We start from the raw sequence: 24270 nt of genomic DNA, 5'->3' as shown, positions 1-24270 counted from the left end.
GTCACCCGATCGAGAGACGCGACAGCGCGCCGTCGCGCCGTCCGATGATGTTGAGCAAGTTGTTCAGCGCGGCCTCCTGGCCCGGTGCGGCCGAGGCTTCGCCGCGCAGGCGCAGGCCCTGGGCGCCGATCTCGCCCTGGCCGGTCAGGCGCAACGCGCCGTCCAGCGTGGACAGTTGCAGGGCGACGCGCCGGTCGCCCTGGGGCGCCAGCAGCAGCTGGTAGCTGCCCAGCGGTTCGATGCTGGACAGGCGCGAGCTGAACTGCAGCAGCTCGACGCGCGCCTGGCCTTCGAGGCGCCAGCCCTGGGCGTCGCTCTCGAAGCGCAGGCCACTGCTGGACAGCCGCAATTCGCCCCCGGGCCGCAAGGTGTTCAGCGGCGCGCCCAGGCCGGCCAGCCAGGCGGCCGGCCAGTGGCCCAGTGCGCCGGCGGCGCCCTGCAGTTCGATGCGCTGGCGTCCCCAGCCGGGCTGCCAGTCGATCTGCAGCGGGGCGTCGATGTGGCCGGGTTGCTGCAGCTGCCAGCGCAGACCCAGCCAGGTGGGCCGGGCGCGCCAGTGCAGCCGCGCGGGCAGCACCGAGGCGTCGCGCGAGCCGGTCGGCCCGGCCAGCACCGGCAGCGCGCTGCCCTGCCAGACGGTGCCCTGCGGATCGACCAGCTGCACGCGGTCCTGGCTCAGGCGCGCCACTGCCTGCGCCAGCCAGGCCGCCGGTGCCTGGGTGACGAGACCGGCCACCAGGCCCAGCAGCGCCCCCAGCGTGGCCCAGGCCCAGACGCGCGGCGCGCGGCCGGCGACCGCGGACGCGCCGCGCAGCGGCTGGGACAGGTGGGGGCGGCGGCGCATCATGGGGCGGCGCTCGCCGGCAGGCTGACCACCACCTGGCCGCTCAGGCCGGCCTGGCTGCGGCTGAGCTGCATGTCGATCGGGCGCGCCCGGGCGCCGCTGCGCACCTCGGCCAGCCAGCCGGTGAGCGCGGCGGGGGACAGGTCGGTGACGTTCAGCGTGGCGCGGTCGGCCACGACGTTGAGCTTGACCTTGCTGCCCAGGCGGTCGGTGGCGGCCTTCAGCGCCAGGCGGGACTGCTCGCCACTGACGGCGGGCTGGGCCTTGAGCTCGCGCGCTTCGGCGGCCAGGCGCTGCATGCCCAGGAACTGGGCCTCCAGCGCCTCGCGCTGCGGGGGCACCTCGCGCCAGGTGCGCCAGGCCGGCTGCAGGCCGACGAACCACAGCAGACCCAGCAGCACGACCGCACCGGCCAGGCGCACCAGGGTCTGCTCGCGCGGGGCCAGCGTGGCCCAGCGGGTCTGCAGCGGCAACAGCATCGGCTTCATTGCTCATCCCCTGTGCCCTGGGCAGGGCTCTGGCGCGGTGGCGGCAAGGGCTGGCCTGGCGGGGGCGGCATCGACGCGCCCTGGGCCGCTGCGGGCGGGACCATGCCCTGGGCACCGGGGCCGGGCGGTCGCGCAGGCGGCGCAGCGGCCGCGGCAGCGGGCGGCGCCCGGCGCGGGTCCAGGCGGCTGATCACCAGGCGTCCGGGTGCGGCCTCGGCGTCCAGGCCGAAGGGCTGCAAGCGGCTGCGCAGGCCATCGATCTCGGCCGGCGTCCAGCCGGCGCTGGCCAGGGTCAGGCTGCCGGGCTCGAACTTGATCGAGTCGGCCGGGCCGCGCGAGGGCGGCCAGGCGGCGTCCACCGCCTGCAGCATCGGCTCCAGGTCGGTCTCGCCGGGGCGGCCGGCGCTGGCGCGCAGCAGCTCGATCTCCTTTTGCATCTGCACGCCGGGGTCGATCACGGCGCGCACATGCGGGAAGCTGCCCTGCAGCAGCGAGGCCATTGCCGCCTTCTGCCGCGCCAGGGCGTCGCGCTGCTGCCAGGCCCAGGCGTTCAGGCCCACCAGTTGCACCGCGACCAGGGCCACCAGGCCCCAGCGCACCGGGCGCCAGGCGCGGTCGCTGCGGAAGCGCCGCCAGCCGTCGCGCAGCAGGCGGCTGCCGCGGTGCTGCGGCGCCAGGTCGAACTGGCGCAGGTTGCCGTCCCAGGCGGCGGCGGCCAGGGCCAGGTCGGTGGCCGAGCGGGCGGCCACGGTCTCGGCGTCGAGGTGGGCCAGGGGCTGGGCACTGTCGCCGGAGGCGCTCCAGCGCACCGAGGCGCCGGCACTGCGACCGGCCACCCAGGTGCGGGCGCCGCCACCATGCAGCGGCAGGCAGGCCAGGCCGTCGGGGTCGCGCCAGGCCAGGGTCTGGGCGCCCGGCTGGGCCGGGGCGTAGGCGTGACCGGCCGGTTCACCGTCCGGGGCCCAGGCCGGCACCACGCGGTCCACGGTGGCGCCGCCGGTCTCCAGCGCCGCCAGCTGGCCGCGCAGCCAGGCCCGGTGGGTCACCGCCACCCAGCCCGGCTCGCCGGCCTTCCAGCCGGGCGCCAGCGCCAGGTGCAGGTCGGCCTCGTCCTCGAGCAGCGATTCCTCGAGCAGACCGGCCAGCGCCGCGCGCAGCCGCGCGGCCGGCGCCTTGGGCACGGGCAGGCGGTGCCAGGACAGCGCTTCGGGCGGCAGCACCGCCACCACGCTGCCGGCGCGCGGCAGCCGTTCCAGGGGATCACGCCCCTGGCGGATCAACTGCCGGGTGTCACTGGCCAGCACCCAGTCCCACTCGGGGGCGGCGCCTTCGGCGGGCGCCTGCGGGGGGGCCTGCACGGACAGCCGGGGCGGGGCCGGCAAGAGGACGATCAGGATGGACATGGACGGAATTCGGGGCCGCTAGGCGCAGGGTACGTCGGAGCGCAGCCCCGGGCCGCACCCTGGCCAGCGTTGTACCGCATTATGGTGTCGAGCCGGCAGGCGGCATCCCTCATGGGCCGGACGGTCATGATTCTGGGGGGAGCGTCTCGCGGCGCATCACGATCACGTCCTGACCACGCCGCATCACCAGGCTGCGCTCGCGCACGACGAAGCTGTCGTAGCGCAGCTCGCCCAGCACCTCGAAGTACTGCGAGCTCACGCCCAGCAGCTTCTCGGACAGCTGCAGTTTCTCGGGCAGCAGCTTCTTGGCGTCGGCCAGCGTCCCGAAGCCGCCGTTCAGCCGGGCCCGCAGCAGGCGCTCGGCGGTGGCGCGGTCCAGGCCCTCGACGGCGGCCATCAGCACCTCGGGCGGGGCGGTGTTGAGGTTGATGCCGGTGAGTGAGGGCAGGATCACCACGAAGGGCTCCAGCCGGCGGATGGTCTCGCCGTCCAGCCCCAGCCAGGCCAGCTGCTCCATGCGCATCGGCGTCAGCGGCGAGCCGGGGGCGACGCGCTCGGAGTCGTCGATCTGGTCCTCGGCCAGCGAGGCGCCGTTCATGCCGTCGGCAATGCGCGTGGCCACGTCGCGCGGCAGGCCCAGGGTGTCGCACAGGCGCTGCATCAGCTGCAGCTGGACGTCGGCATCCTCCTTCTCGTCCTGCACCAGGTTGCGCAGGTTGTAGCGCGACTGGGCGTCGGTGATGCGGCCGGTCAGGAAGGCATCCAGGCCGCTGCTGTCGGCGCTGTTGTCGCGGTCGGCGGCCAGGAACTCGGACAGGCGCACGTCCTGCAGCGGGGTGGCCCAGACCTCGTCGAGCGAGTCGATGTTGCGGTGCTTGGTGTCCTGCAGGTCGGTGCGCAGGATCAGCCGCGCCCAGTCGACCGCGCCCTGCACCAGCCAGCTGGCCTGGCTGCGCGCGCGCTCGGCGCCCTCCACCTCGACCGCCTGCCACTGCTGCCAGACCATGCCGGCGGTCAGCGTGGCCACCAGCGTGACGACCAGCATCGCAAGCAGCAGCGCGGCGCCGCGCTGGGCGGATCGCAGACGGGAGCTCAGGGCGGCACGGCTCATGGGCGCAGCACGATGTCGCGGGTGAGCGGGCCGCCGGGCATCTGCAGCTGCAGGCGCACGCCGCGGGGCAGCAGCTCGCGGTCAAAGTCCGGGGGCGGGTTGTCGCCCTTGGGCGGGGGCACCGGCACGGGGGCGGTGTCGCCGGTGGATTGGGCGTTGGACCAGTTGTTGTCGGTCAGCCGCCAGTAGTAGACCTGCCAGCCGTCCAGGTCGCCCAGCATGCGCAGCGCATCGCCGCTGATCGCGCTCCACTGCTGGCCGCGGATCCACCAGTCCTGCATGTCTCGCACCCGCGTCACCGGCGGCGAGGCCCAGCGCCACAGCTGGCGGTCCTGCAGCGTCCAGACGACGAACTGCAGGCCCTCGGGCGTGCGCCGGGTCAGGCGCAGCGCCGCGCCGTCGAAGCGCAGCGAGGGCGCGGCGGCGCTGTCCTGGATCTGGTTCAGGTCCTGCTCCCACTGCGCCAGCACATTGCCCAGGCGCATCATCTGCGCGCTGGCCTGCTGCGCGCCGTCGCGGCTGCGCGCCAGTGCGTCGATGCCCTGCCACGCCATGGCCGCCAGCACCGCCATCACGAACAGCGCCACCAGCACCTCGACCAGCGTGAATCCGCGCGATGACCCGGGCCGGTTCACGTCAGTACTTCGGAATGATCACGGACAGCCGCACCAGCGGCTGCCCCTGGTCGTCGGCCACGCCCAGGTCGACGATGCGAAAGCTGGGGTTGAACGAGGCCCGCACCTGCTGCTTGAGCACGAAGCGCCGGCCCATCAGCGTGCACTCGTCGTCGACCTGGCCGACGTCCGGGAAGAGCTTGGCCAGGCGCATCGCGCTCAGCCGGTTCTCGGCGCACCACTGGGCCATCATCACGTCGCCCAGGCGCTGCGAGTTGTCGAGCAGGGCGCCCCCGGCGCGGCTGCCCGCGGCCAGCGCGATGGCGACGATGGCCACCGCGACCAGCACCTCGACCAGCGTGAAGCCGCGACTGCGCATGGGGCCTCAGCGCGCCGCCAGCGCGCTGCTCTCCAGCACGGCGAAGGGGCCCAGGCCATCGGTGGCCAGCACCACCTGCCGATCTTCCAGGCGCAGGGCCACGCGCTGGGCGCCGATCACCGGCTCGGGGCCCAGGTGCAGCACCGGCGCGCCGATCACCTCGGCGCGGGTGCGGGCGTCCAGCCACTGCGTGGGCAGGCCGGCGCGCTCGCCCAGGCCGCTGAAGGCAAAGCCGTCGCCCTGCTCGCGCACCGGGAGCCAGTTCACCGGCTGGCCGGTCGCCCGCGAGCGGGCCCGGGCGGCCTCGAACAGCGCCGACAGGCGCGCCGCTTCTTCCTCGAGCCGGCTGGCATTGGCGTCGCGCAGCGCCAGCACCGCCACGCCGGTGGCCACCGCGATCAGGGCGACCACGATCATCAGCTCCAGCAGCGTGAAGCCGCCGGTGCCGCGGCGTTGCGGCCGGGTCGGCTTACTGCCAGGAGCCAATATCGGCGTCCTTGCCTTCGCCGCCGGGCTGGCCGTCGGCGCCCAGTGTGAAGACGTCGATCTCGCCCTTCACGCCGGGGTTGGCGTACTGGTAGGGACGGCCCCAGGGATCGGCGGGCAGCTTGTCGACGTACTTCTTCCAGTTGGCCGGCGCCGGGCCGGCGCTGGGCCGGTTCACCAGGGCCTCCAGGCCCTGCTCGGCGGTGGGGTAGCGCTGGTTGTCGAGCTTGTAGAGCTTGAGCGCCTGCATCAGGTTGCCGACGTCGGTGCGCGCCGCGGTCACCCGCGCGTCATCGGCGCGGTCCAGCACATTGGGCACGACCAGCGCGGCCAGCACGCCGATGATGACCAGCACCACCATCAGCTCGATGAGGGTGAAGCCGCGCTGGACCAGGCGGCGGGCGGTGAACAGGGGGTGCTTCATGGGCGGAGGGCTCGTGCTGCGGGATCGCTGGATGATAATCGTCGGATGCGGACGCGATTGTTAAGCCTTGCCGTCTGGGCGCTGGTGGCCCTGGCTGCCACGTTCTGGGGATTGAAGCTGGGCGCCGGCGGTCCGGGCCTGCCCGCGCACGCCCAGGCCCCCGCGCGCGGCCTGCCTGCCGGTGGCGACCTGCACCGCCTGCTGGGCAGCAGCGCGGTGGCGGCGGCCGAGGCCGACGACGAGGATGCCGGCGACAGCGCGCTGCAACTGCTGGGCGTGGTGGCGCCGCGCGGTGCCGAGCATTCACCGCAGGGCGTGGCGCTGATCTCGGTGGGTGGCCAGCCGGCCAAGGCCTTCCGCACCGGCGCCTCGGTGACCGAAGACCTGGTGCTGCTGGCCGTGGGCCGGCGCAGCGCCTCGCTGGGCCCGCGTGGCGGCCCGGCCGAGACCGAACTGCGCCTGCCCGAGCCGACGCGCAGCAGCGCCCCGGCGGTGGCGGGCGGCTTCCAGCCGCGGCCGATGCCGGGTCAGCCGGGCGCGCTGTTGCAGCCCGGCGCGATGGGCCAGCCCGGCGCCGCCATCCGTCCGATGGGCCAGCCCGCCGACGTGCAGCGCGCTCCGCAGCCGGGACGTGCCCAGGCCGCCAGCACCGCCGACGACGAAGACGACGAGTGAGGCGGCCGCCCGCCGCGCGGCGGCGCTCAGCGCCCGCAGCGCGACGGCAGTGGCGGCACCCAGTCCCAGCCGTAGGGCCCGTCGCGCAGCTGCAGCGCCAGCGCCGACCCACCCCGACATTGCCATTGCAGCCGCGCCGCGGCCCCGTCGTTGCGCCAGCCGATGAAGCTCAGCCGGCCGCCCGGCGAGGCCTCCTGGCGCAGCAGCACGCGCCAGCGTGATTCCACCCGTCCCAGCAGCACCACCACCGGTTGGTCCTCGGCCAGCGTGCCGGTGCTGATCAGCAGGCGGCCGCCGGGCGCCGGCCAGGCCGGGCCGGGCAGCCGCAGCGGCGGCGCACCCTCACCCGCCAGACGGTAGGCCGGGGGCTGGCCAGGCGGAAATTCGACCAGCAGGTCCAGCCCGCTGTCGGCCAAGGGGCCCAGCCAGCGGACCGTGGGCGGCCGGGCCGCGTCGACCGGCGGGCTCAGGCTGAGCTGGCCGGACTCGCGGCGCGCCTGCTCACCATGGGCTTGCAGCGCGCGGCTTTCCAGCCGCTCGGCGCAGTCGGGGGTCAGGGGTTCGGCACAGCTGCCGAGCAGCGGATGCCCCGCGGCACGCAGCCCCGGGTGGGCACCGGCGCCCAGCAGGGCCAGCGCCAGCACCGGGCCCGCGGCGCGGACACGGGCCGTCCACCCGTGTGGCGGTCGGAGCGAAGACAGTCGCGGCAGGCGCTGCAGGGCCAGCATGCCCGCATGGTAGGCCCTGGTCGCCCCAGCGGCCAGCGCCTGTGGCGCAGCGGCCTCAGCCCCGGCGGGGGCGCGCCGCCAGGCCATCCAGGCGCTTGCGCAGCGCCGGGATCAGCGGCAGCGTGGCCTCATAGCCGGCCTGGATCATTTCGCGGCGGGCGCCGAAGTCGCTGCTGGCGAACTGTGCGGTGTCCGGGCGGACCACCAGGTCGGCCTGCAGCGCTTCCTGGTCGGCCAGCGCACGGCCCATGATCTCGAAGGACTGCAGCACCACTTCGTAGAGGCCGCTCAGGTCGTGGCGACGCGGGCGCGCAGCCACATCGACCGCCAGCACCAGCTCGGCGCCCAGCTGGCGCGCCGCGCGCACCGGCAGCGGCGAGACCAGGCCGCCGTCGACCAGCTCCCGCCCCTGCACCATCGGCGGCACGAAGACCCCGGGGATGCTGCACGAGGCGCGCACGGCGTCGGCCACCGGCCCCTGGCGCAGCAGCACCAGCTCGCCGCTGCGCAGGTCGGTGGTGACGGCGGCGAAGGGGGTGCGCAGCTGTTCGATCTGCGCGCCGCGCAGGCGCTCGGCGACGATGCGCGCCAGGGCCTCGCCGGCCAGCATGCCGCGGCGCCCGGCGCTGGCGAAGTCGGCCACGTCGGCCTCGCGCACCTGCAACGCGAAGGCTTCCATCTGTGCCGCGCTCCAGCCAGCCGCCAGGAAGGCGCCGACCAGCGCACCGGCGCTGGTGCCCACGACCAGGTCGGCCGCGATGCCGGCCTGCTCCAGCGCACGGGCCACGCCGATGTGGGCGAAGCCGCGCGCCGAGCCGCCGCCCAGGGCCAGGGCCAGCCGCGGGCGCGGCTGCGAGCGGGCGGGCAGGGCCAGGCCCAGGACGGTGGCGCCCAGCAGGGCGCGGCGCGACGCTGTCATTTCGGCGCGGCGGCGTCGACCGCCTGCACCCGGCCCTGCTCGATCAGGCTGCGCAGCCGCGCCCAGGCCGACTCGAAGGCGCCGGGCGGCTCGTTGGCGGTGAGTGTGGCGAGCTGTTCGCCCAGCACCACCAGCTCGACCCGCCGGTTCAGGCGCTTGCCGTCCTCGGTGCTGTTCGAGGCCACCGGCCGGCGGAACGAGAAGCCGGCGGCCTCCAGGCGCGCGGCCGGCACGCCGCGGCTGCTCAGCGCGTCGGCCACGGCGCGCGCGCGGGCCAGCGACAGCTGCTCGTTGAGGTTGGCGCTGCCGTCGGTGTCGGTGTGGCCTTCCACGGCCACGCGCTTGTCGGTCTTGGTCAGCAGCAACTGCGCCACGCGGTCGAGGAAGGGCGCCGCTTCGGCCTGCTGAAAAGTGGCCTTGCCCGACTCGAACAGCACGCTGCCGGGCAGCACGATCTGCACGCCGCGCTCGGTCTGGTCGACCGCCAGCACCGCGCCGCGGTAAGGCGTGGCGGGCGCCGGGGGCGGCGCAGCCGGCGGGGTGGATTGGCAGGCCGCCAGCAGCAGACAGGCGCTGAGCGCGGACAGGGCAGGGCGAAGACGCGGCATTCGGCAGGCGGGTGGCAGCACAAGACAGGCTGCACTCTAGGCAGGCCCGTGGTGCACGGCTGCCCCCTGGCCGCGGCCCGCGGGCAACCTGTCACGCAGGCGGCTGCCCGCGTCGGCGCCGGCCGACGCCGGTGCCGATTTGTGCACGGGCGGCACCGGGCCGCCCGAGGGTCACTGGATGTCCAGGAAGACCGCGCTGACCGGGCCGGTGCGGCCCTTCGCGTTGGTGCCGGCCACCCACACCAGGTGGCGGCCCGGCGACAGCCCGGCGGTGGGCAGGCTGACTTGGACCGCCTCGGTCTTGCCGCCGAAGGCGCCGTCGGTGGCCGCCATCGGCAGGCCGGTGGCGCCGGGGGCCCACGGGGGCACGTCCACATAAGCCGTGGCGGCGCTGATCCGGGGCGTGGCCTGCTTGCCGTTGGCGTTGCTGAAGCGCGTGGCGTCGATCGTGGCGCGCAGCGTGACCGGCGTGCCTGGCGTCACGTTGTTGGCGCTCAGCCCCAGCGACAGCGCGTCCGGGCCGGAGGGCAGCAGGTAGGGGGCGCGCACCACCTTGGCGGCGTACATCAGCGCCGCCAGGTTGCCCGCCTTGATGGCCGGGTAGCTACCGCAGCCCTGGAAGAAGGTGGTGCCCATCTCGAAGGTGTAGGCCGCCACGCCCAGCTCGCCGTAGCTGATGCCGTCGCTGGTGCCGTCGGTGGGGTACAGGCCGATCGACTGCTCGGGGAAGTGGCCGTTGAGGTAGGCGAAGCGCCGGCCCAGGGTCTGCAGGTCGGTGGCGTTGCCCGACAGGGTGGCGGTCGAGCCCCAGGGCCACAGCACCAGCTGGCCATAGCTGTGCAGGTCGATGTGGATGCCGCTGGTGTCGCGCGGTGCCGCGTCACCCACGCCGGTGCCGCGGCGGTCCGGCCACAGCGAGCGCACATAGGCCTGCACCGCCTGGATCTCGGGCTCGGAGCCGGCCGACGGACCGCGGTAGGTGTCGGCGCAGGCGCTGCTGCTCGAGCCCTGGCCATTGGTGATGTTCCAGTTGAACGTGAAGTTGCGGTTCAGGTCGGCGCCGCGGCTGTTGCTGTTGGCCCCGCAGTAGTTGCGGTTGGTGTTCTTGCGCCACAGCAGGCCGGTCTCGGCCTTCTTGCGGCCATCGGGGTTGGTGTGCAGCAGCAGGTGGACCTCGTGGTGGTCGAGGATCCAGGTGGCCTCGGGGTCGGTGCCGTAGCCGTTGACCAGCTGCTGCGCCAGCGCCAGCGCGGTGGGCGCGGTGACGTACTCGCGGGCATGGATGGCCGAATTGACGAACAGCTTGGGCTTGTCGCCGCCGATGGCCGAGTTGGTCAGCTTCAGCACCTTCAGGTCGTAGCCGCCCAGGCCGTTGGCCTTCTCCCAGCTGCTGCCGATGACGTTGTAGCTGGCCAGCGTGGGGCGGGCGCTGACCAGGGCCTGGGCGGCGGTCTGGGTCTCCTCGACCGTCTCGTAGCAGCTGTAGCCGGGGATGGCCTCGGCGCCCACGTCCTGCGAGGCCGCGCGCCCCAGGATGCGCGGGTTGGCCTGGCGCGACAGTGCGTCGAGCTGACGCTGGCGCAGCGCGGCGAAGTCGTCCGCCGGATCGATGCGGCGCGCAAAGGGGCGCAGGCGGGCGAGCTCCTCGTCGTCGAGCTGCATCACCAGCACCGCCTGCTTCCAGTGACCGTCGACCACGGCCTCGTGCAGGCTGATCATGGCCTTGCGGGCTGTTTCGGGATTGGCGAACTGCACGCGGTAGTAGCGAGCGGTGGCGCGCTCGGCGTCGGCCTCGGCCTGCCATTCGGCGCGGCTGTCCACGCTCATCGGGTGGGCACTGCTGAGCAGCGGCAGCAGTGCTGCGATCACGGTCAGGGTCAGGCGCGACATCGGGGTCTCCCGGGATCGAAAGGCGCGATGCTACGTCGCCGGCTCGCTGGCGACAGTCCCTAGGAGTCGCTCAGCCGAACAGGCCGCGGTGCTGCTCTCGCAGCAGGTTCTTCTGCACCTTGCCCATGGTGTTGCGCGGCAGTTCCGGCACGATGAAGACCTGCTTGGGCACCTTGAAGTTGGCGATCTTCGACTTCAGTGCGGCGACGATGGCCGTGCCATCGAGCGCGCTGCCGGCCTTGGGCACCACCACCGCCACCACCCCCTCGCCGAAGTCGGGGTGCGGCAGGCCGATCACCGCGCTCTCGGCCACGCCGGGCATGTCGTTGATGAAGCCTTCCACTTCGGCCGGGTAGACGTTGTAACCGCCGGTGATGATCAGGTCCTTGCTGCGGCCGACGATGGTCACGTAGCCATCCGCATCGCGCTGGCCGACATCGCCGGTCTTGAACCAGCCGTCGTCGGTGAACTCCTCCTTCGTCTTCTCGGGCATGCGCCAGTAGCCGGCGAAGACATTGGGGCCGTGCACCTGGATGCCGCCGATCTCGCCCGCGGGCAGGTCCTGGCCGGCGTCATCGCGGATGCGCAGGCCCACGCCAGGCAGCGGGAAGCCCACCGTGCCACCGCGTCGCGCGCCGTCGGCCGGGTCGCAGGGGTTGGAGGTCAGCATGATGGTCTCGCTCATGCCGTAGCGCTCCAGGATGGTGTGGCCGGTGCGCTGCTGCCAGTCGGTGAAGGTCTCGATCAGCAGCGGCGCCGAGCCGCTGATGAACAGGCGCATGTTCCGGCAGGCCGTTCGGTCCAGGCCCTTCTCGGCCAGCAGGCGCACGTACAGCGTGGGAACGCCCATGAAGACCGTGGCCTCGGGCAGGCGCGCCAGCACCGCCTTGGGGTCGTACCTGGCGAACCAGATCATCTTGCTGCCGTTGAGCAGCGCCCCGTGCGAGGCGACGAACAGGCCGTGCACATGGAAGATCGGCAGCGCGTGGATCAGCACATCGCCCGCTTGCCAGCGCCAGTAGTGCTTGAGCACCTGGGCATTGCTGGCCAGGTTGCGGTGCGACAGCATCGCCCCCTTGCTGCGGCCGGTGGTGCCGCTGGTGTAGAGGATGGCGGCGAGTTCGTCGCTTTCCTTGAAGGCCGGCGTGTGCTCGTCGGCCTGGAAGGCGGCGCGGTCCAGCAGCGTGCCCGTGCGGTCCTCGTTCAGCGTGAAGACATGGGTGGTGCCGGCGGCAAACGCGATGCGGCTGACCCAGGTGAAGTTCTTCTGCGTGGTGACGAAGACCGCCGGTTCGGCGTTGCCGATGAAGTACTCGATCTCGGCCGCCTGGTAGGCGGTGTTCAGCGGCAGGTAGACATGGCCGGCGCGCAGCACCGCCAGGTACAGGATCAGCGCCTCGACGCTCTTCTCGGTCTGCACCGCCACGCGGCTGGCCGGCGGCAGGTCCAGCGACTCCAGCAGGTTGGCGATGCGGGCACTGGCGCGGTCCAGGTCGCGCCAGCTGTAGTACAGCGGTGCGCCGGGGCCATCGGCGGTCTCGATCGCGCAGGCATCCAGGTCGGCCGGGAAGTGCTGGCGCAGCGTGACGAAGAGGTTGTGGTTGAGCATGGGTCGTTTTCCTGGTCCGTCAGCGGAAAACCGCCGGACGCTTCTCATTGAAAGCCGCCAGTCCCTCGCGGTGTTCGTCGGACGGGGCGTAGGCGTAATGGGGTTCGCGCTCGGCGCGGTGGCTGGGCTGGTCGCGGTGAGCGAACTGGCGCAGCGCGCGCTTGTTCAGGCGCATCGCCTGCGGCGACAGGCGGGCGATCTGGCGCGCGCTGGCCAGGGCCTCGGCGGCCACCTCGGCGTCGGGCACCACGCGGGTGAGCAGGCCGCGGCGCAAGGCCTCGTCGGCGTTCAGCACACGGGCTTCCAGCAGCAGTTCGCGCAGCACGGTCTCGCCCACCACGCGGGCGACGATCTCGATCTCGGCCGGCGCCATCGGAAAGCCCAGCTTGGCGATCGGCACGCCGAAGCGGCTGCCCTGGCCGGCGATGCGCAGGTCGCAGCAGCAGGCGATCTCCAGGCCACCGCCGATGCAGGCGCCGTCGATCTGGGCCACCAGGGGCACCTCCAGTGCCAGCAGCGCCCACAGCGCCGGCGCGACGATCTCCTCGTGGAAATGCGCCAGTGTGTCGGCCTGGAAGCGGAAGGCGGGGAACTCCTCGATGTCGCCGCCGGCCACGAAGGTCCCGCCCTCGCCCTGCACGATCACCGCGCGGGCATCGCTGGCCTGCAGCGACTCGGCGTGGGCGCGCAGCTCACGCCACATCGTGGTGTCCAGTGCGTTGAGCTTGCCGGGGTGGGCAATCGTCAGGCGGGCGATGCCGTGGGCATCGGCCGCGTCGAGTCGAACATGTCCGGTCATGCCGGCAGTATCAATCGAGTTTGGCCCCCGAGAGCTTGACCACCGAGCCCCAGCGCTTGATCTCTTCGCTGACAAAGCGGCCGAAGTCATCGCCCCACAGCGTGGGCACGGTGCTGCCCAGGCCGGTCCAGGTGGTCTTGAGCTCGTCGGAGCTCAGCGCCTTCTTCAGCTCGGCCTGCATCTGCTCGACGATCTCGCGCGGCGTGCCCTTGGGCGCCCACAGGCCGTACCAGGTGGCGACCTGGTAGGTGGGCACCGAGCCTTCGGCGGCGGTGGGGATGTCCGGGAAGCCCGGCGCGCGCTGCGCCGAGGCCACCGCCAGCGCCTTGATGCGGCCCGACTTGATGTGCTGGGCGGAACTGCCCAGGCCGTCGAACATCAGGTCGACCTGACCGGCCATCAGGTCCTGCAGCGCCGGGCCGGCGCCGCGGTAGGGGATGTGGGTGATGAAGGTCTTGGTCTGCAGCTTGAACAGTTCGCCCGCCAGGTGATGTGAGGTGCCGTTGCCGGCCGAGCCGTAGTTCAGCTTGCCCGGATTGCGGCGCAGGAAGTCGAGCAGCGCGGGCAGGTCCTTGGCCGTGACCTTCTGCGGGTTGACGACGATGACCTGCGGCACGCTGGAGATCAGGCCCACCGGCACGAAATCGCGCTCCAGGTCGTACTCCAGCCTGGGGTACATGGCTGGGGCGATCGCGTGGTGCACCGCGCCCATGAAGAAGGTGTAGCCGTCGGGCGCGGCCTTGGCCGCCAGCGTGGCGCCCAGCGTGCCGCCGGCGCCGCCCTTGTTGTCGATGATGAACTGCTTGCCCAGCTTGTGGCTCAAATGGGCCGTCAGCGGCCGCGCGAAGGCGTCGGTGCCACCGCCGGCGGGGAAGGGCACGACGATGGTCACCGGCCGCGCCGGCCAGCTGCCCTGGGCCCGCGCGGCGCCCGGCAGCCCGGCCAGCAGGGTCGAGCCGGCGGCGGCCGCCAGCAGGGCGCGGCGATCGGTGTCGATCAAGGGCATGGAGTCTCCTGTCCTGTGGTTCTGCCCCGGATCGTAACGGCAGGCCCCGCATGGGCTGCCAAGGCGTTTCCCCGAGCCGCCGTTGACTGAAAACCATACAATCAGTGTCCAAAAGCAATACACTGGCCCGATGACCCTGCCCGCCAGCCACCTGCCACGCTCCGCCGAAGCGGTGCTGGAGCTGGCCGCGCGGACCATGTTCGACACCCTGGCCCAGGCTGCCCAGGGCATGCTGGTGGTGGACCGGCGCCACCGCATCGTCTGGATCAGCGAAGGCTACAAGCGCTTCCTGCCGGCGCTGGGTTTCGAGCGCGAGGACCAGTTCGTCGGCAAGCGGGTCGAGGACGTGGTGCCCAACACCCTGCTGGCCCAGGTGATCGACACCGGCCAGCCGATCCTGCTGGACCTGCTGACCAACAAGGCCGGCACCTTCCTGGTCAGCCGTCTGCCGCTGCGCGACGAGCTGGGCCAGGTGATCGGCGCGCTCGGCCTGGTGCTGCTGGACCACCCCGAGACCACGATGCAGCCGCTGATGACCAAGTTCAGCCGGCTCACCGAGGAACTGGCCGACGCACGCCGCCAGCTGGCCGCCGAGCAGGGCCGCCGGCGCCGTGCCAAGCACACCATCGCCAGCTATGTGGGCTCCAGCCCCTCGGTGCTCGAACTCAAGCGCCTGGCGCGCCGCGCGGCGGCCAGCGACGCCACCGTGCTGCTGCTGGGCGAGACCGGCACCGGCAAGGAGCTGCTGGCCCAGGCCATCCACAACGCGGGCCCGCGGGCGGCGCGGCCCTTCGTCGGCGTCAACATCGCCGCCGTGCCCGACACGCTGCTGGAGGCCGAGTTCTTCGGCGTGGCGCCCGGCGCCTACACCGGCGCCGAGCGCAAGGGCCGACCCGGCAAGTTCCAGCTGGCCGAGGGCGGCACGCTGTTCCTCGACGAGATCGGCGACATGCCGCTGCCGCTGCAGGCCAAGCTGCTGCGCGTGCTGCAGGAGCAGGAGGTCGAGCCGCTGGGCAGCAACACCGTGGTGGCGCTGGATGTGCGGGTGATCGCCGCCACCAGCCGTGACCTGCCGGCGATGGTGGCGGCCGGCCAGTTCCGTGCCGACCTGTACTACCGGCTGCACGTGCTGCCGATCCGTGTGCCGGCGCTGCGCGAACGCCTGGACGACCTGGACGCGCTGGCCGAGCACCTGCTGGACGACATCGCCCGCCGCGACGGCCTGCCGCCCCGCAGCCTGGCCGCCGACGCGCTGGACTGGCTGGCCCGCCACGACTGGCCGGGCAACATCCGCGAGCTGCGCAACCTGCTGGAGCAGGCCAGCCTGGTCAGCGACGAGCGGCTGCTGGGCGCGCGCCACCTGCGGCCGCTGCTGGCGGTGGACGAGTCGCGGCCCTTGCCGACCACTGTCCGAGGTCCGGACACTCCCGCCGACGGTCAGTCCTTGCCCGCCGCCGTGGCGGCGCTGGAGCAGCGCCTGATCACTGAGGCGCTGCAGGCCACCGGCGGCAACAAGCTGGCCGCCGCGCGGCGCCTGGGCATCGCCCGCGCCACCTTGTACGAGAAACTCAGCACCCTGAACCCCCCTTTGACCCGGAGCCCTTCATGAGCATGACCGCCGTTCACCTGGTTGCGATCGCCGCGCTGCTGCAGTACTTCGTCTTCAGCTATATCGTGGGCTGGGCGCGTGGCAAGTACGGTGTGGCGGCGCCCGCCGTCAGCGGGCATCCCGTCTTCGAGCGCCATTACCGGGTGCAGATGAACACGCTGGAGATGCTGGTGATGCTGCTGCCGGCGTTGTGGCTGGCCGGGCAGTTCTGGTCGCCCACCGCGGCCGTCGTCGGCGGCCTGGTCTACCTGGTGGGCCGCGGCGTGTACGCGCTCAGCTACGTGCGCAACCCGGCCAGCCGCACCGCCGGCTTTGCGCTGAGCATCGGCCCCACGCTGACCCTGCTGATCGGCGCCGTGGTGGGGATGCTGCGCGCCTGACCCGGGTTTGTCCGGGGCCGTGCAGGCACGGCCGTTGCACTCGTGTCTCCATCCAACACCCTGGACCCGGAGACACGATGACCCTGCGTCGCCTCACCCTCGCCGCTGCCGCGCTGATCGCGCTGGGCAGCACCGCCCTGCCTGCACTGGCCGCCGGCGAGATCCGCATCGCCCACATCCACAGCAAGACCGGCCCGCTCGAAGCCTATGGCAAGCAGACGGCGCTGGGCTTCAGGATGGGCCTGGAGTACGCCACCAACGGCACGATGGAGGTGGCCGGCAAGAAGCTGGTGGTCATCGAGAAGGACGACCAGGGCAAGCCCGATCTGGGCAAGAGCCTGCTGGCCGCCGCCTATGGCGACGACCAGGCCGACATCGCCGTGGGTCCCACCTCGTCCGGCGTGGCGCTGGCGATGCTGCCGGTGGCCGCCGAGTACAAGAAGATCCTGCTGGTCGAGCCCGCGGTGGCCGACTCGATCACCGGCGACAAGTGGAACAAGTACATCTTCCGCACCGGCCGCAACAGCAGCCAGGACGCGATCAGCAACGCGGTCGCGCTGGACAAGCCCGGCACCGTGATCGCCACGCTGGCCCAGGACTACGCCTTTGGCCGTGATGGCGTCAAGGCCTTCAAGGACGCGATCAAGCAGGCCAAGCTGGTCCACGAGGAATACCTGCCCACCAACACGACGGACTTCACCGCCGGTGCGCAGCGCCTGATCGACAAGCTCAAGGACCAGCCGGGCCGCAAGGTGATCTTCATCATCTGGGCCGGCTCGGGCAACCCGTTCAAGATCGCCGACCTGGACCTCAAGCGCCATGGCATCGAGATCGCCACCGGCGGCAACATCCTGCCGGCCATGGCCTCGTACAAGAACTTCCCCGGCATGGAAGGCGCCACCTACTACTACTTCGGCATCCCGAAGAACCCGGTCAACGAGGCGCTGGTGGCGCAGCACTACAAGCAGTTCAAGCAGCCGCCCGACTTCTTCACCGCCGGCGGCTTCAGCGCCGCGATGGCCGTGGTCACCGCGCTGAAGAAGACCAACGGCGACACCGCCACACCCAAGCTGATCAGCACCATGGAGGGCATGAGCTTCGACACGCCCAAGGGCGTGATGACCTTCCGCAAGGAAGACCACCAGGCGATGCAGAGCATGTACCACTTCAGGATCAAGGTCGACCCGGCCTTCGCCTGGGGCGTGCCTGAGCTGGTGCGCGAGATCAAGGCGTCCGAGATGGACGTCCCCATCCGCAACAAGCGCTGAGCCCGCGCGTGACGCGACACCTGGCCGCCTGGCTGCTGGCCGGCGTGGTGCCCTGCGCCGGCGCCGCGCTGCCGCCGCTGCCCGCGGGCATCGTCGACCCGGCGCAAGGCGCGTCGGTGTCGGGCATCTCCTCGGGCGGCTACATGGCGGTGCAGCTGCACTTCGCCCACGCCGAGACCTTCACGCTGGGCGTGGGCGTGGTGGCCGGTGGCCCCTTGGGCTGCGCCGAAGGGGACGTGGCCAAGGCGCTGGGCCGCTGCATGGCCCATGAGCAGCCGATTCCGGTGGAGGCGCTGGTCCAGCGCGCCCGCAGCGCGGCGCAGCAGGGCCAGCTGGCGCCGCTGAGCCAGGTGGGGGCGGGCCGCGTCTACCTGTTCGGCGGCACGCGCGACGAGACTGTGCGCCCAGGCGTGATGAACGACCTGCGCGCCTTCTACCGCGCCTTCGTGCCCGCCGAGCGCCTGCGCGAGCGGCGCGACGTGCCGGCCGGCCACAGCTTCGTCACCGAGGACTTCGGACCGACCTGCGCCGCCGAATCGGCCAACTTCATGAACGACTGCGATGTCGACCTGGCCGGCGAACTGCTGGGCCACCTGGTCGGCAGCGGTCAGGCCCGGCCGCCGCGGCCCCGGGTGGAGGGCACGCCAGCGGCGCAGGCCTTCGACCAGCGCGCCTTCGTCACCGGCCACGGTCTGGCCACCGAGGGCCGCGTCTTCATCCCGGCCGACTGCAGCCGCGAGAAGCCTTGCGGCCTGCATGTGGCGCTGCACGGCTGCCGCCAATCGCTGGGCGCGATCGGCAGCGACTTCGTCGACCATGCCGGCTTCAACCGCTGGGCGGCCAGCAACCGGCTGGTGGTGCTGTACCCGCAGACCGAGTCCTCATCGCCGGGCAACCCGCGTGGCTGCTGGGACTGGTGGGGCCACGACGATGCGCGTTACGCCACCCGCCAGGGCCCGCAGTTGCGCGCGGTGATGGCCATGGTGCATCGGCTGCAGGGTGCGCCGGCCGATGCGCCGGTGGCCGCCTGCACCACCGCCAGCAACTGGACCCACTACTGGGCCGACCGCGCCACCACCGACGGCTTCGGCGGCGTGCGCGCCGCCGGCAGCGGCGAGTCGCTGGGCTGGTGGTGGCAGACCACCACGCTGCGCGAATGGCCGGCCGGCGAGTTCCGCCGAGGGAGCTGCGACTGATGCTGGAAACCCGCGGCCTGACCATCCGCTTCGGCGGCCACGTGGCGGTGGACCAGGTCAGCTGTGCCTTCGCGCCCGGCACGCTGACCGCGATCGTCGGCCCCAACGGCGCCGGCAAGACCACCTACTTCAACCTGATCAGCGGCCAGCTGCCCGCCAGTGCGGGCCAGGTGCTGCTCGACGACATGGACATCAGCGGCCTGTCGGCGCCGCAGCGCACCCGCCGCGGCCTGGGCCGCGCCTTCCAGCTGACCCAGCTGTTCCCGGGCTTGAGCGTGCAGGAGAACGTGCGCCTGGCGGTGCAGGCCCGGCACGGCGGCGGCCTGAACCTGTGGCAGGTCTGGCGCGACCGCCGTGACTGGCTGGAGGAGACCCGCGAGCTGCTGGCCGCGGTGCGCCTGTTCGATCGCCGCGACGCGCTGGCCGCCAGCCTGTCGCACGGCGACCAGCGCAAGCTCGAGGTGGCGCTGCTGATGGCCCTGGACCCGCGCGTCTACATGTTCGACGAGCCCACCGCCGGCATGAGCCTGGACGAGGCGCCGGTGGTGCTGGACCTGATCCGCGCGCTGAAGGCGCGCCAGGACCGCGTGATCCTGCTGGTCGAGCACAAGATGGACGTGGTGCGCGAACTGGCCGACCGCATCGTCGTGCTGCACCAGGGCGCGCTGGTGGCCGACGGCGAGCCCGCCGCCGTGATCGCCTCGGATGTCGTGCAGCAGGCCTACCTGGGCACGGCACCCACCGGAGACAGCGCATGACGGCCTTGTTGCAACTGGACGGGGTGCACACCCATATCGGCGCGTACCACATCCTGCATGGCGTGGACCTGGCGGTGCCCGAAGGCGAGGTGACGATGCTGCTGGGCCGCAATGGCGCCGGCAAGACCACCACGCTGCGCACGATCATGGGCCTGTGGCCGGCCAGCGCCGGCCGCGTGGCCTTCCGCGGCCAGGCCATCGGCGGCCCAGGCTCGGCGTTCGCCACGCCCGACATCGCCCGCGCCGGCATCGCCTACGTGCCCGAGAGCATGGGCATCTTCAGCGACCTGACGGTACGCGAGAACATGCTGCTGGCCGCCCGCGCCGCGCGCCGCGAGGCCGAGCTTGACCGCGCCCGTCTCGACTGGATCTTCGGTTTCTTCCCGGCGCTGCACAAGTTCTGGCTCTACCCGGCCGGCAAGCTCAGCGGCGGCCAGAAGCAGATGCTGGCGGTGGCCCGCGCCATCATCGAGCCGCGTGCGCTGCTGCTGATCGACGAGCCCAGCAAGGGCCTGGCGCCGGCCATCGTGCAGAACCTGGTGCAGTGCCTGGCCGAACTGAAGCGCGAGCGCACCACCATCCTGCTGGTCGAGCAGAACGTGATGATGGCCCGCGCCCTGGGCGACCAGGTGGCGGTGATGGACGACGGCCGCGTGGTCCACACCGGCCGCATGGCCGAACTCGCCGCCGATGCCGGGCTGCAGCAGCGCCTGCTGGGCCTGTCGCTGGGAGCGCACGCATGAGCCACGCACCATCGGCCGGCGCGGCCATTCCGAAGGCGCAGTTCGACACCCGCCCGCTGTGGCTGCTGGCCGCGGTGATGGCCGCCGGCGCGGCGCTGGTGGGCAGCGGCAGCACCTGGCTCACGCTCACCGTGGCCGGGCTGGCGATGGGGCTGATCGTCTTCATCATCGCCTCGGGCCTGACCCTGGTCTTCGGGCTGATGGACGTGCTGAACTTCGGCCACGGCGTGTTCATCGCGGTGGGCGCGTTCGTGGCCACCAGCGTGATGGGCGGCATGGCCGACTGGACCGGCTCGGCCTCGCTGGGCGCCAACCTGGTGGCGGTGGGCGCGGCCATGGTGGTGGCGATGGCCGTGGCTGGGGCGATCGGCCTGGTCTTCGAGCGGCTGATCGTGCGGCCGGTCTATGGTCAGCACCTCAAGCAGATCCTGATCACGATGGGCGGCATGATCATCGGCGAGGAGCTGATCAAGGTGATCTGGGGCCCGGCGCAGATCCCGCTGCCGCTGCCGGAATCCCTGCGCGGCGCCCTCCTGCTCGGCGATGCCGCGGTCGAGCGCTACCGGCTGCTGGCGGTGGTGATCGGGCTGGGCGTGTTCGCGCTGCTGGCCTGGGTGCTGGGCCGCACCAAGCTGGGCCTGCTGATCCGCGCCGGCGTGCAGGACCGTGAGATGGTCGAGGCGCTGGGCTACCGCGTGCGCCACCTGTTCCTGGGTGTGTTCGTGGCGGGCTCGGCCCTGGCCGGTCTGGGCGGCGTGCTGTGGGGCCTGTACCAGCAGAGCGTGGTGCCGCAGATCGGCGCGCAGGTCAACACGCTGATCTTTATCGTCATCATCATCGGCGGCCTGGGCAGCACGCTGGGCAGCTTCGTCGGCGCGCTGCTGGTGGGGTTGGCGGCCAACTACCTGGGCTTTGTGGCGCCGAAGGCGGCGCTGTTTTCCAACATTGCGCTGATGATGGCCGTGCTGCTGTGGCGGCCGCAGGGCCTGTACCCGGTGGGAGGGCGCTGAGACCATGCTGATCGACCGCCTGCTGAGTGCCGATCCGCCGCGCAGCCGCCTGCTGGCCGTGCTGCTGCTGGCCACCGTGCTGGGCCTGGCCTGCGCGCCCTTCCTGTTCCCGGGCGCCAAGGCGCTGGGCGTGGCCGCGAAGATGCTGGTGTTCATCCTGCTGGTGGCCAGCTACGACCTGCTGCTGGGCTACACCGGCATCGTCAGCTTTGCCCACACGATGTTCTTCGGCATTGGCGCCTATGGCGTGGCCATCGCCGCCACGCGCCTGGGCGGTGAGGACGGCGTGGGCTTCGGCGCGCTGCTCATGGGCCTGGCCGGCGCGCTGGGACTGTCGCTGCTGCTGGGTCTGCTGATCGGCCTGTTCAGCCTGCGCGTCAAGGCCATCTTCTTCGCCATGATCACGCTGGCGGTGGCAGCGGCCTTCCAGGGCCTGGCCTCGCAGCTGAGTGAGCTCACCGGCGGCGAGGACGGCCTGAGCTTCTCGGTGCCCGAGGTGCTGACGCCCGCCTTCGAACCTTTCGAGGCCCCGGTGCTGGGTCGCGTGATCGATGGCCAGGTGATCACCTACTACCTGCTCTTCGGCGTCGTGCTGCTGGTCTTTCTGGCGCTGCTGCGGGTGGTCAATTCGCCCTTCGGCCGCGTGCTGCAGGCGATCCGCGAGAACGACTTCCGCGCCGAGGCCATCGGCTACCGCAGCGCGGTCTACCGTACCGGCTCCACGCTGGTCTCGGCGCTGGTGGCCACGCTGGCCGGTGCGCTGCTGGCGCTGTGGCTGCGCTACACCGGGCCCGACACCACGCTGAGCTTCGAGATCATGCTTGACGTGCTGCTGATCGTGGTGATCGGCGGCATGGGCACGATGTACGGCGCGGTGCTGGGCTCGGTGCTCTTCGTCTTCGCGCAGAACTACCTGCAGGAAGGCCTGCGCTGGATGGGCGGCGAGGGCGGCTGGCTGGCCGAGGTGCCGGTGCTGGGCGCGCTGGTCTCGCCGGACCGCTGGCTGCTCTGGCTGGGCCTGGGCTTCGTGCTGTGCGTGTACCACTTCCCCACCGGCCTGGTGGGGCGTTTGCGGGCCCGGTCGACCACCGGACCTTCCCCAGCCGACCATTGACGCGGTGGATCGGCCCGATGACCGCGCGTCGACACAACGAGGAGACTGCCGTGCAATTGCATCGATCGATCACCCCGGCCGGGGCCCTGGCCGCGCTGGCCCTGCTCAGTGTCCAGGCGGCGCAAGCCGCGGATGCCAAACCCAACCGCCTGCCGCAGGGCGTGCGTGGGGTGGTCGAATCCATCTACGACGGCGTCAGCAACGACCTGCTGACCGCCGGCCTGGGCAAGACCGGCCTGATGGGCACCACGCCCGCCTACGTCAACCCGGCGGCACCCACCGCCGCTGAGTTGCGCCGCAACGCGATCTACGTCAACTACCGCGCCCTGGTCGACTACACCGCCAGCGGCGGCATGGGCGTCTTCTATGGCCCCAACATCGATGTCCACGGCCAGGACACGCTGGGCGAGGGCAAGGTGCCTGGCCGCGAATTCATCGCCTGGTCTGATGACGGCAGCGGCCAGCGCAACGTGGCGTTGATGGTGCAAATTCCCGACAGCTTCAATCCGGCGGCGCCTTGCATCATCAGCGCCACCTCGTCGGGCTCGCGCGGCATTTACGGCGCCATCGCCACGGCCGGCGAATGGGGCCTGAAGCGTGGCTGCGCGGTGGCCTACACCGACAAGGGCACCGGCAACGGCCTGCATGACCTGGTCAGCGGCGTCGTCATCGCCCGCGACGGCACATTGCTCAATGCCGCCACCGCCGGCACCGAGGCCGGCTTCGTGGCCCAGATGACCGAGGAACAGCGCGCTGCCTTCAATTCCGCCACGCCCAATCGCGTGGCCTACAAGCACGCCCATTCGCAGCGCAACCCCGAGAAGGACTGGGGCCGCCACACGCTGGAGGCGATCAAGCTGGCGTTCTGGGCGATCAATGAGCGCTTCGGCGCGCCTGATCCCAAGCGGCCCGGCCGGCACCTGGCCTCGATCACGCCGGAGCAGACGCTGGTGATCGCCTCCAGCGTCTCCAACGGCGGCGGTGCCGCGCTGGCTGCGGCAGAACAGGACCATGCAGGCCTGATCGATGGCGTGGCCGTCAGCGAGCCCAATGCCACGCCCCAGGGCACGCACCGGGTGAACATCTGGCAAGGCGCCAACAAGGTGCAGACGGTTGGCCGCCCGCTGGTCGACTACTTCACCTTGGCCAACGTCTACCAGCCCTGTGCGCTGCTGTCGGATCAGGCGGGCCTGTCGCTCAACGCGGCGTTCTGGCCTGCAGCCTTCACGACGATCGCCCAGAACCGTTGTGCCGCCCTGGCCAGCAAGGGCCTGGTCACCGGCGCCACGCTGGCCGAGCAGGCCAATGACGCGCTGGCGCGCATGCTGGCCTATGGCTGGCAGCCGGAGAGCAACTTCCTGCAGCAGTCGCACTTCCGCTTCGCCACCAACTCGATCGCCGTCACCTACGTCAATGCGGCCGGTGGCTTCAGCGTGCTGGACAACGTCTGCGGCTACAGCATGGCCAACACCGACGCCAACGGCAACCCGATCGCCCAGGTGCCGGTGGTGCAGGCGGGCATCTTTGCCAGCGGCAATGGCGTGCCGCCGACCAGCGGTGTCAACATCGTCTACAACCCATCAGTGGGTGGCGCCAAGCTGGACTTCGTCGCCATCTCGCCGTCCACCAACCAGTTCGACTTCGGGCTGGATGGCGCGCTGTGCCTGCGCTCGCTGGCCCTGGGCGTGGATGCCGTCACTGGCGCGCCGCTGCCGCAGGAGATGGCGCTGCAGTCGTACCGTGTGCGGGGCGGCATGGACAGCGTGCGACCTCTGGGCCGGCTGAAGGGCAAGCCCACCGTGATCGTGGCTGGACGCAACGACGCGCTGCTGCCGGTCAACCACACCGCGCGCGCCTACTACGCTGTCAACCAGATCAAGGAAGCCGCTGACAACGTCCGGCTGATCGAGGTCACCAACGCCCAGCACTTCGATGGCTTCATCGCCTTCGGTGCGCTGATGGGCTACGACACCCGCTTCATTCCGCTGCATGTCTACTTCAACCGCGCGATGGATGCGATGTGGGCCCACCTGAAGGATGGCACGCCGCTGCCGCCCAGCCAGGTGGTGCGCACCCTGCCGCGGGGGGGCATCACGGGCGCGGCGCCGGCGCTGACGGCCGCCAACGTGCCGCCGATCGCCGCCGCCCCGCTGGCCGGCGACCTCATCACGCTGCAGCGCAACCGCCTGTACGTGCCCGACTGAGGGAG

Annotated in this window: 25 protein-coding genes; 10 read left to right on the top strand and 15 right to left on the bottom strand. The window is 71.9% G+C overall.

What is annotated here, in order from left to right:
• Nucleotide 1: 1 nt before the first annotated feature.
• The 8 genes from gspN to gspG all read right to left on the bottom strand — a co-directional run bounded on the left by gspN (nucleotide 2) and on the right by gspG (nucleotide 5749).
• A complete protein-coding gene (gene gspN / locus KAK03_RS08820) occupies nucleotides 2-847 on the bottom strand; it encodes a type II secretion system protein N (protein WP_247661026.1) in 846 nt (281 codons plus the stop codon).
• A complete protein-coding gene (locus tag KAK03_RS08815) occupies nucleotides 844-1332 on the bottom strand; it encodes a type II secretion system protein M (RefSeq protein WP_247661025.1) in 489 nt (162 codons plus the stop codon). Before KAK03_RS08815 ends, gspN begins: the two co-directional genes overlap by 4 nt.
• Complete coding sequence (gene gspL / locus KAK03_RS08810) at nucleotides 1329-2735, bottom strand: type II secretion system protein GspL (RefSeq protein WP_210853456.1); 1407 nt, start codon at nucleotides 2733-2735, stop codon at nucleotides 1329-1331. The genes KAK03_RS08815 and gspL overlap by 4 nt, the downstream gene beginning before the upstream one ends.
• A 124-nt stretch (nucleotides 2736-2859) precedes the next feature.
• The gene (gene gspK, locus KAK03_RS08805) at nucleotides 2860-3846 is read right to left on the bottom strand and encodes a type II secretion system minor pseudopilin GspK (protein WP_210853454.1); all 987 of its coding nucleotides are present in this window, start codon (nucleotides 3844-3846) and stop codon (nucleotides 2860-2862) included.
• Nucleotides 3843-4481, bottom strand: a complete 639-nt coding sequence (locus KAK03_RS08800) for a PulJ/GspJ family protein (RefSeq protein WP_310738522.1) — start codon at nucleotides 4479-4481, stop codon at nucleotides 3843-3845. The genes gspK and KAK03_RS08800 overlap by 4 nt, the downstream gene beginning before the upstream one ends.
• A 1-nt stretch (nucleotide 4482) precedes the next feature.
• On the bottom strand, nucleotides 4483-4839 hold the full coding sequence (gene gspI / locus KAK03_RS08795) for a type II secretion system minor pseudopilin GspI (protein ID WP_210853452.1): 357 nt from the start codon (nucleotides 4837-4839) through the stop codon (nucleotides 4483-4485).
• Between the two features lie 6 nt (nucleotides 4840-4845).
• Nucleotides 4846-5325 (bottom strand): pilus assembly FimT family protein, encoded by a 480-nt coding sequence (locus KAK03_RS08790; protein WP_210853450.1) that lies wholly within the window; start codon nucleotides 5323-5325, stop codon nucleotides 4846-4848.
• Complete coding sequence (gene gspG, locus KAK03_RS08785) at nucleotides 5309-5749, bottom strand: type II secretion system major pseudopilin GspG (RefSeq protein ID WP_210853448.1); 441 nt, start codon at nucleotides 5747-5749, stop codon at nucleotides 5309-5311. The genes KAK03_RS08790 and gspG overlap by 17 nt, the downstream gene beginning before the upstream one ends.
• Nucleotides 5750-5806: 57 nt before the next feature.
• Between gspG and KAK03_RS08780 the strand changes: the two genes are divergently transcribed.
• Nucleotides 5807-6424, top strand: coding sequence for a hypothetical protein (locus KAK03_RS08780; RefSeq protein ID WP_210853446.1), 618 nt, complete (start codon nucleotides 5807-5809; stop codon nucleotides 6422-6424).
• Nucleotides 6425-6450: 26 nt separating this feature from the next.
• Here KAK03_RS08780 and KAK03_RS08775 read toward each other — a convergent pair whose 3' ends face one another.
• From KAK03_RS08775 to KAK03_RS08745, 7 genes are all read right to left on the bottom strand, one after another.
• On the bottom strand, nucleotides 6451-7152 hold the full coding sequence (locus KAK03_RS08775; RefSeq protein ID WP_210853444.1) for a hypothetical protein: 702 nt from the start codon (nucleotides 7150-7152) through the stop codon (nucleotides 6451-6453).
• Nucleotides 7153-7207: 55 nt separating this feature from the next.
• Nucleotides 7208-8071, bottom strand: a complete 864-nt coding sequence (locus KAK03_RS08770) for a patatin-like phospholipase family protein (protein WP_210853443.1) — start codon at nucleotides 8069-8071, stop codon at nucleotides 7208-7210.
• Nucleotides 8068-8679: an OmpA family protein gene (locus KAK03_RS08765; protein ID WP_210853441.1), complete on the bottom strand. Its 612-nt coding sequence runs from the start codon at nucleotides 8677-8679 to the stop codon at nucleotides 8068-8070. The genes KAK03_RS08770 and KAK03_RS08765 overlap by 4 nt, the downstream gene beginning before the upstream one ends.
• A gap of 171 nt (nucleotides 8680-8850) precedes the next feature.
• Nucleotides 8851-10569: a M14 family zinc carboxypeptidase gene (locus KAK03_RS08760; protein WP_210853439.1), complete on the bottom strand. Its 1719-nt coding sequence runs from the start codon at nucleotides 10567-10569 to the stop codon at nucleotides 8851-8853.
• 70 nt (nucleotides 10570-10639) lie between these two features.
• Nucleotides 10640-12178, bottom strand: coding sequence for a malonate--CoA ligase (locus KAK03_RS08755; protein WP_210853437.1), 1539 nt, complete (start codon nucleotides 12176-12178; stop codon nucleotides 10640-10642).
• 19 nt (nucleotides 12179-12197) lie between these two features.
• A complete protein-coding gene (locus tag KAK03_RS08750) occupies nucleotides 12198-12977 on the bottom strand; it encodes an enoyl-CoA hydratase/isomerase family protein (protein ID WP_210853436.1) in 780 nt (259 codons plus the stop codon).
• A gap of 10 nt (nucleotides 12978-12987) precedes the next feature.
• Entirely contained in the window at nucleotides 12988-13983 is a 996-nt protein-coding gene (locus KAK03_RS08745; RefSeq protein WP_210853434.1) for a Bug family tripartite tricarboxylate transporter substrate binding protein, read from the bottom strand.
• Nucleotides 13984-14113: 130 nt separating this feature from the next.
• Between KAK03_RS08745 and KAK03_RS08740 the strand changes: the two genes are divergently transcribed.
• From KAK03_RS08740 to KAK03_RS08700, 9 genes are all read left to right on the top strand, one after another.
• Nucleotides 14114-15592, top strand: coding sequence for a sigma-54 interaction domain-containing protein (locus tag KAK03_RS08740; protein ID WP_210853432.1), 1479 nt, complete (start codon nucleotides 14114-14116; stop codon nucleotides 15590-15592).
• The gene (locus KAK03_RS08735; protein ID WP_247661024.1) at nucleotides 15589-15972 is read left to right on the top strand and encodes an MAPEG family protein; all 384 of its coding nucleotides are present in this window, start codon (nucleotides 15589-15591) and stop codon (nucleotides 15970-15972) included. Before KAK03_RS08740 ends, KAK03_RS08735 begins: the two co-directional genes overlap by 4 nt.
• Before the next feature lie 77 nt (nucleotides 15973-16049).
• A complete protein-coding gene (locus tag KAK03_RS08730; protein ID WP_210853430.1) occupies nucleotides 16050-17240 on the top strand; it encodes a substrate-binding domain-containing protein in 1191 nt (396 codons plus the stop codon).
• Nucleotides 17241-17248: 8 nt separating this feature from the next.
• Nucleotides 17249-18436: an extracellular catalytic domain type 2 short-chain-length polyhydroxyalkanoate depolymerase gene (locus KAK03_RS08725; protein ID WP_210853428.1), complete on the top strand. Its 1188-nt coding sequence runs from the start codon at nucleotides 17249-17251 to the stop codon at nucleotides 18434-18436.
• Nucleotides 18436-19194: an ABC transporter ATP-binding protein gene (locus KAK03_RS08720; protein ID WP_210853426.1), complete on the top strand. Its 759-nt coding sequence runs from the start codon at nucleotides 18436-18438 to the stop codon at nucleotides 19192-19194. The genes KAK03_RS08725 and KAK03_RS08720 overlap by 1 nt, the downstream gene beginning before the upstream one ends.
• Nucleotides 19191-19937, top strand: coding sequence for an ABC transporter ATP-binding protein (locus KAK03_RS08715; protein ID WP_210853424.1), 747 nt, complete (start codon nucleotides 19191-19193; stop codon nucleotides 19935-19937). The genes KAK03_RS08720 and KAK03_RS08715 overlap by 4 nt, the downstream gene beginning before the upstream one ends.
• Nucleotides 19934-20947, top strand: coding sequence for a branched-chain amino acid ABC transporter permease (locus KAK03_RS08710; protein WP_210853422.1), 1014 nt, complete (start codon nucleotides 19934-19936; stop codon nucleotides 20945-20947). Before KAK03_RS08715 ends, KAK03_RS08710 begins: the two co-directional genes overlap by 4 nt.
• A 7-nt stretch (nucleotides 20948-20954) precedes the next feature.
• A complete protein-coding gene (locus KAK03_RS08705) occupies nucleotides 20955-22061 on the top strand; it encodes a branched-chain amino acid ABC transporter permease (RefSeq protein WP_210853535.1) in 1107 nt (368 codons plus the stop codon).
• A 17-nt stretch (nucleotides 22062-22078) separates the two neighbouring features.
• Nucleotides 22079-24265, top strand: coding sequence for a D-(-)-3-hydroxybutyrate oligomer hydrolase (locus KAK03_RS08700; protein WP_210853421.1), 2187 nt, complete (start codon nucleotides 22079-22081; stop codon nucleotides 24263-24265).
• The last annotated feature ends 5 nt before the right edge of the window (nucleotides 24266-24270 follow it).

The organism is Ideonella alba, from assembly GCF_018069845.1.
Classification (GTDB): Bacteria; Pseudomonadota; Gammaproteobacteria; order Burkholderiales; family Burkholderiaceae_C; genus Ideonella; species Ideonella alba.
The sequence above is the reverse complement of the archived record's forward strand: the minus strand, read 5'-3'. Positions and strand labels throughout refer to the sequence as shown.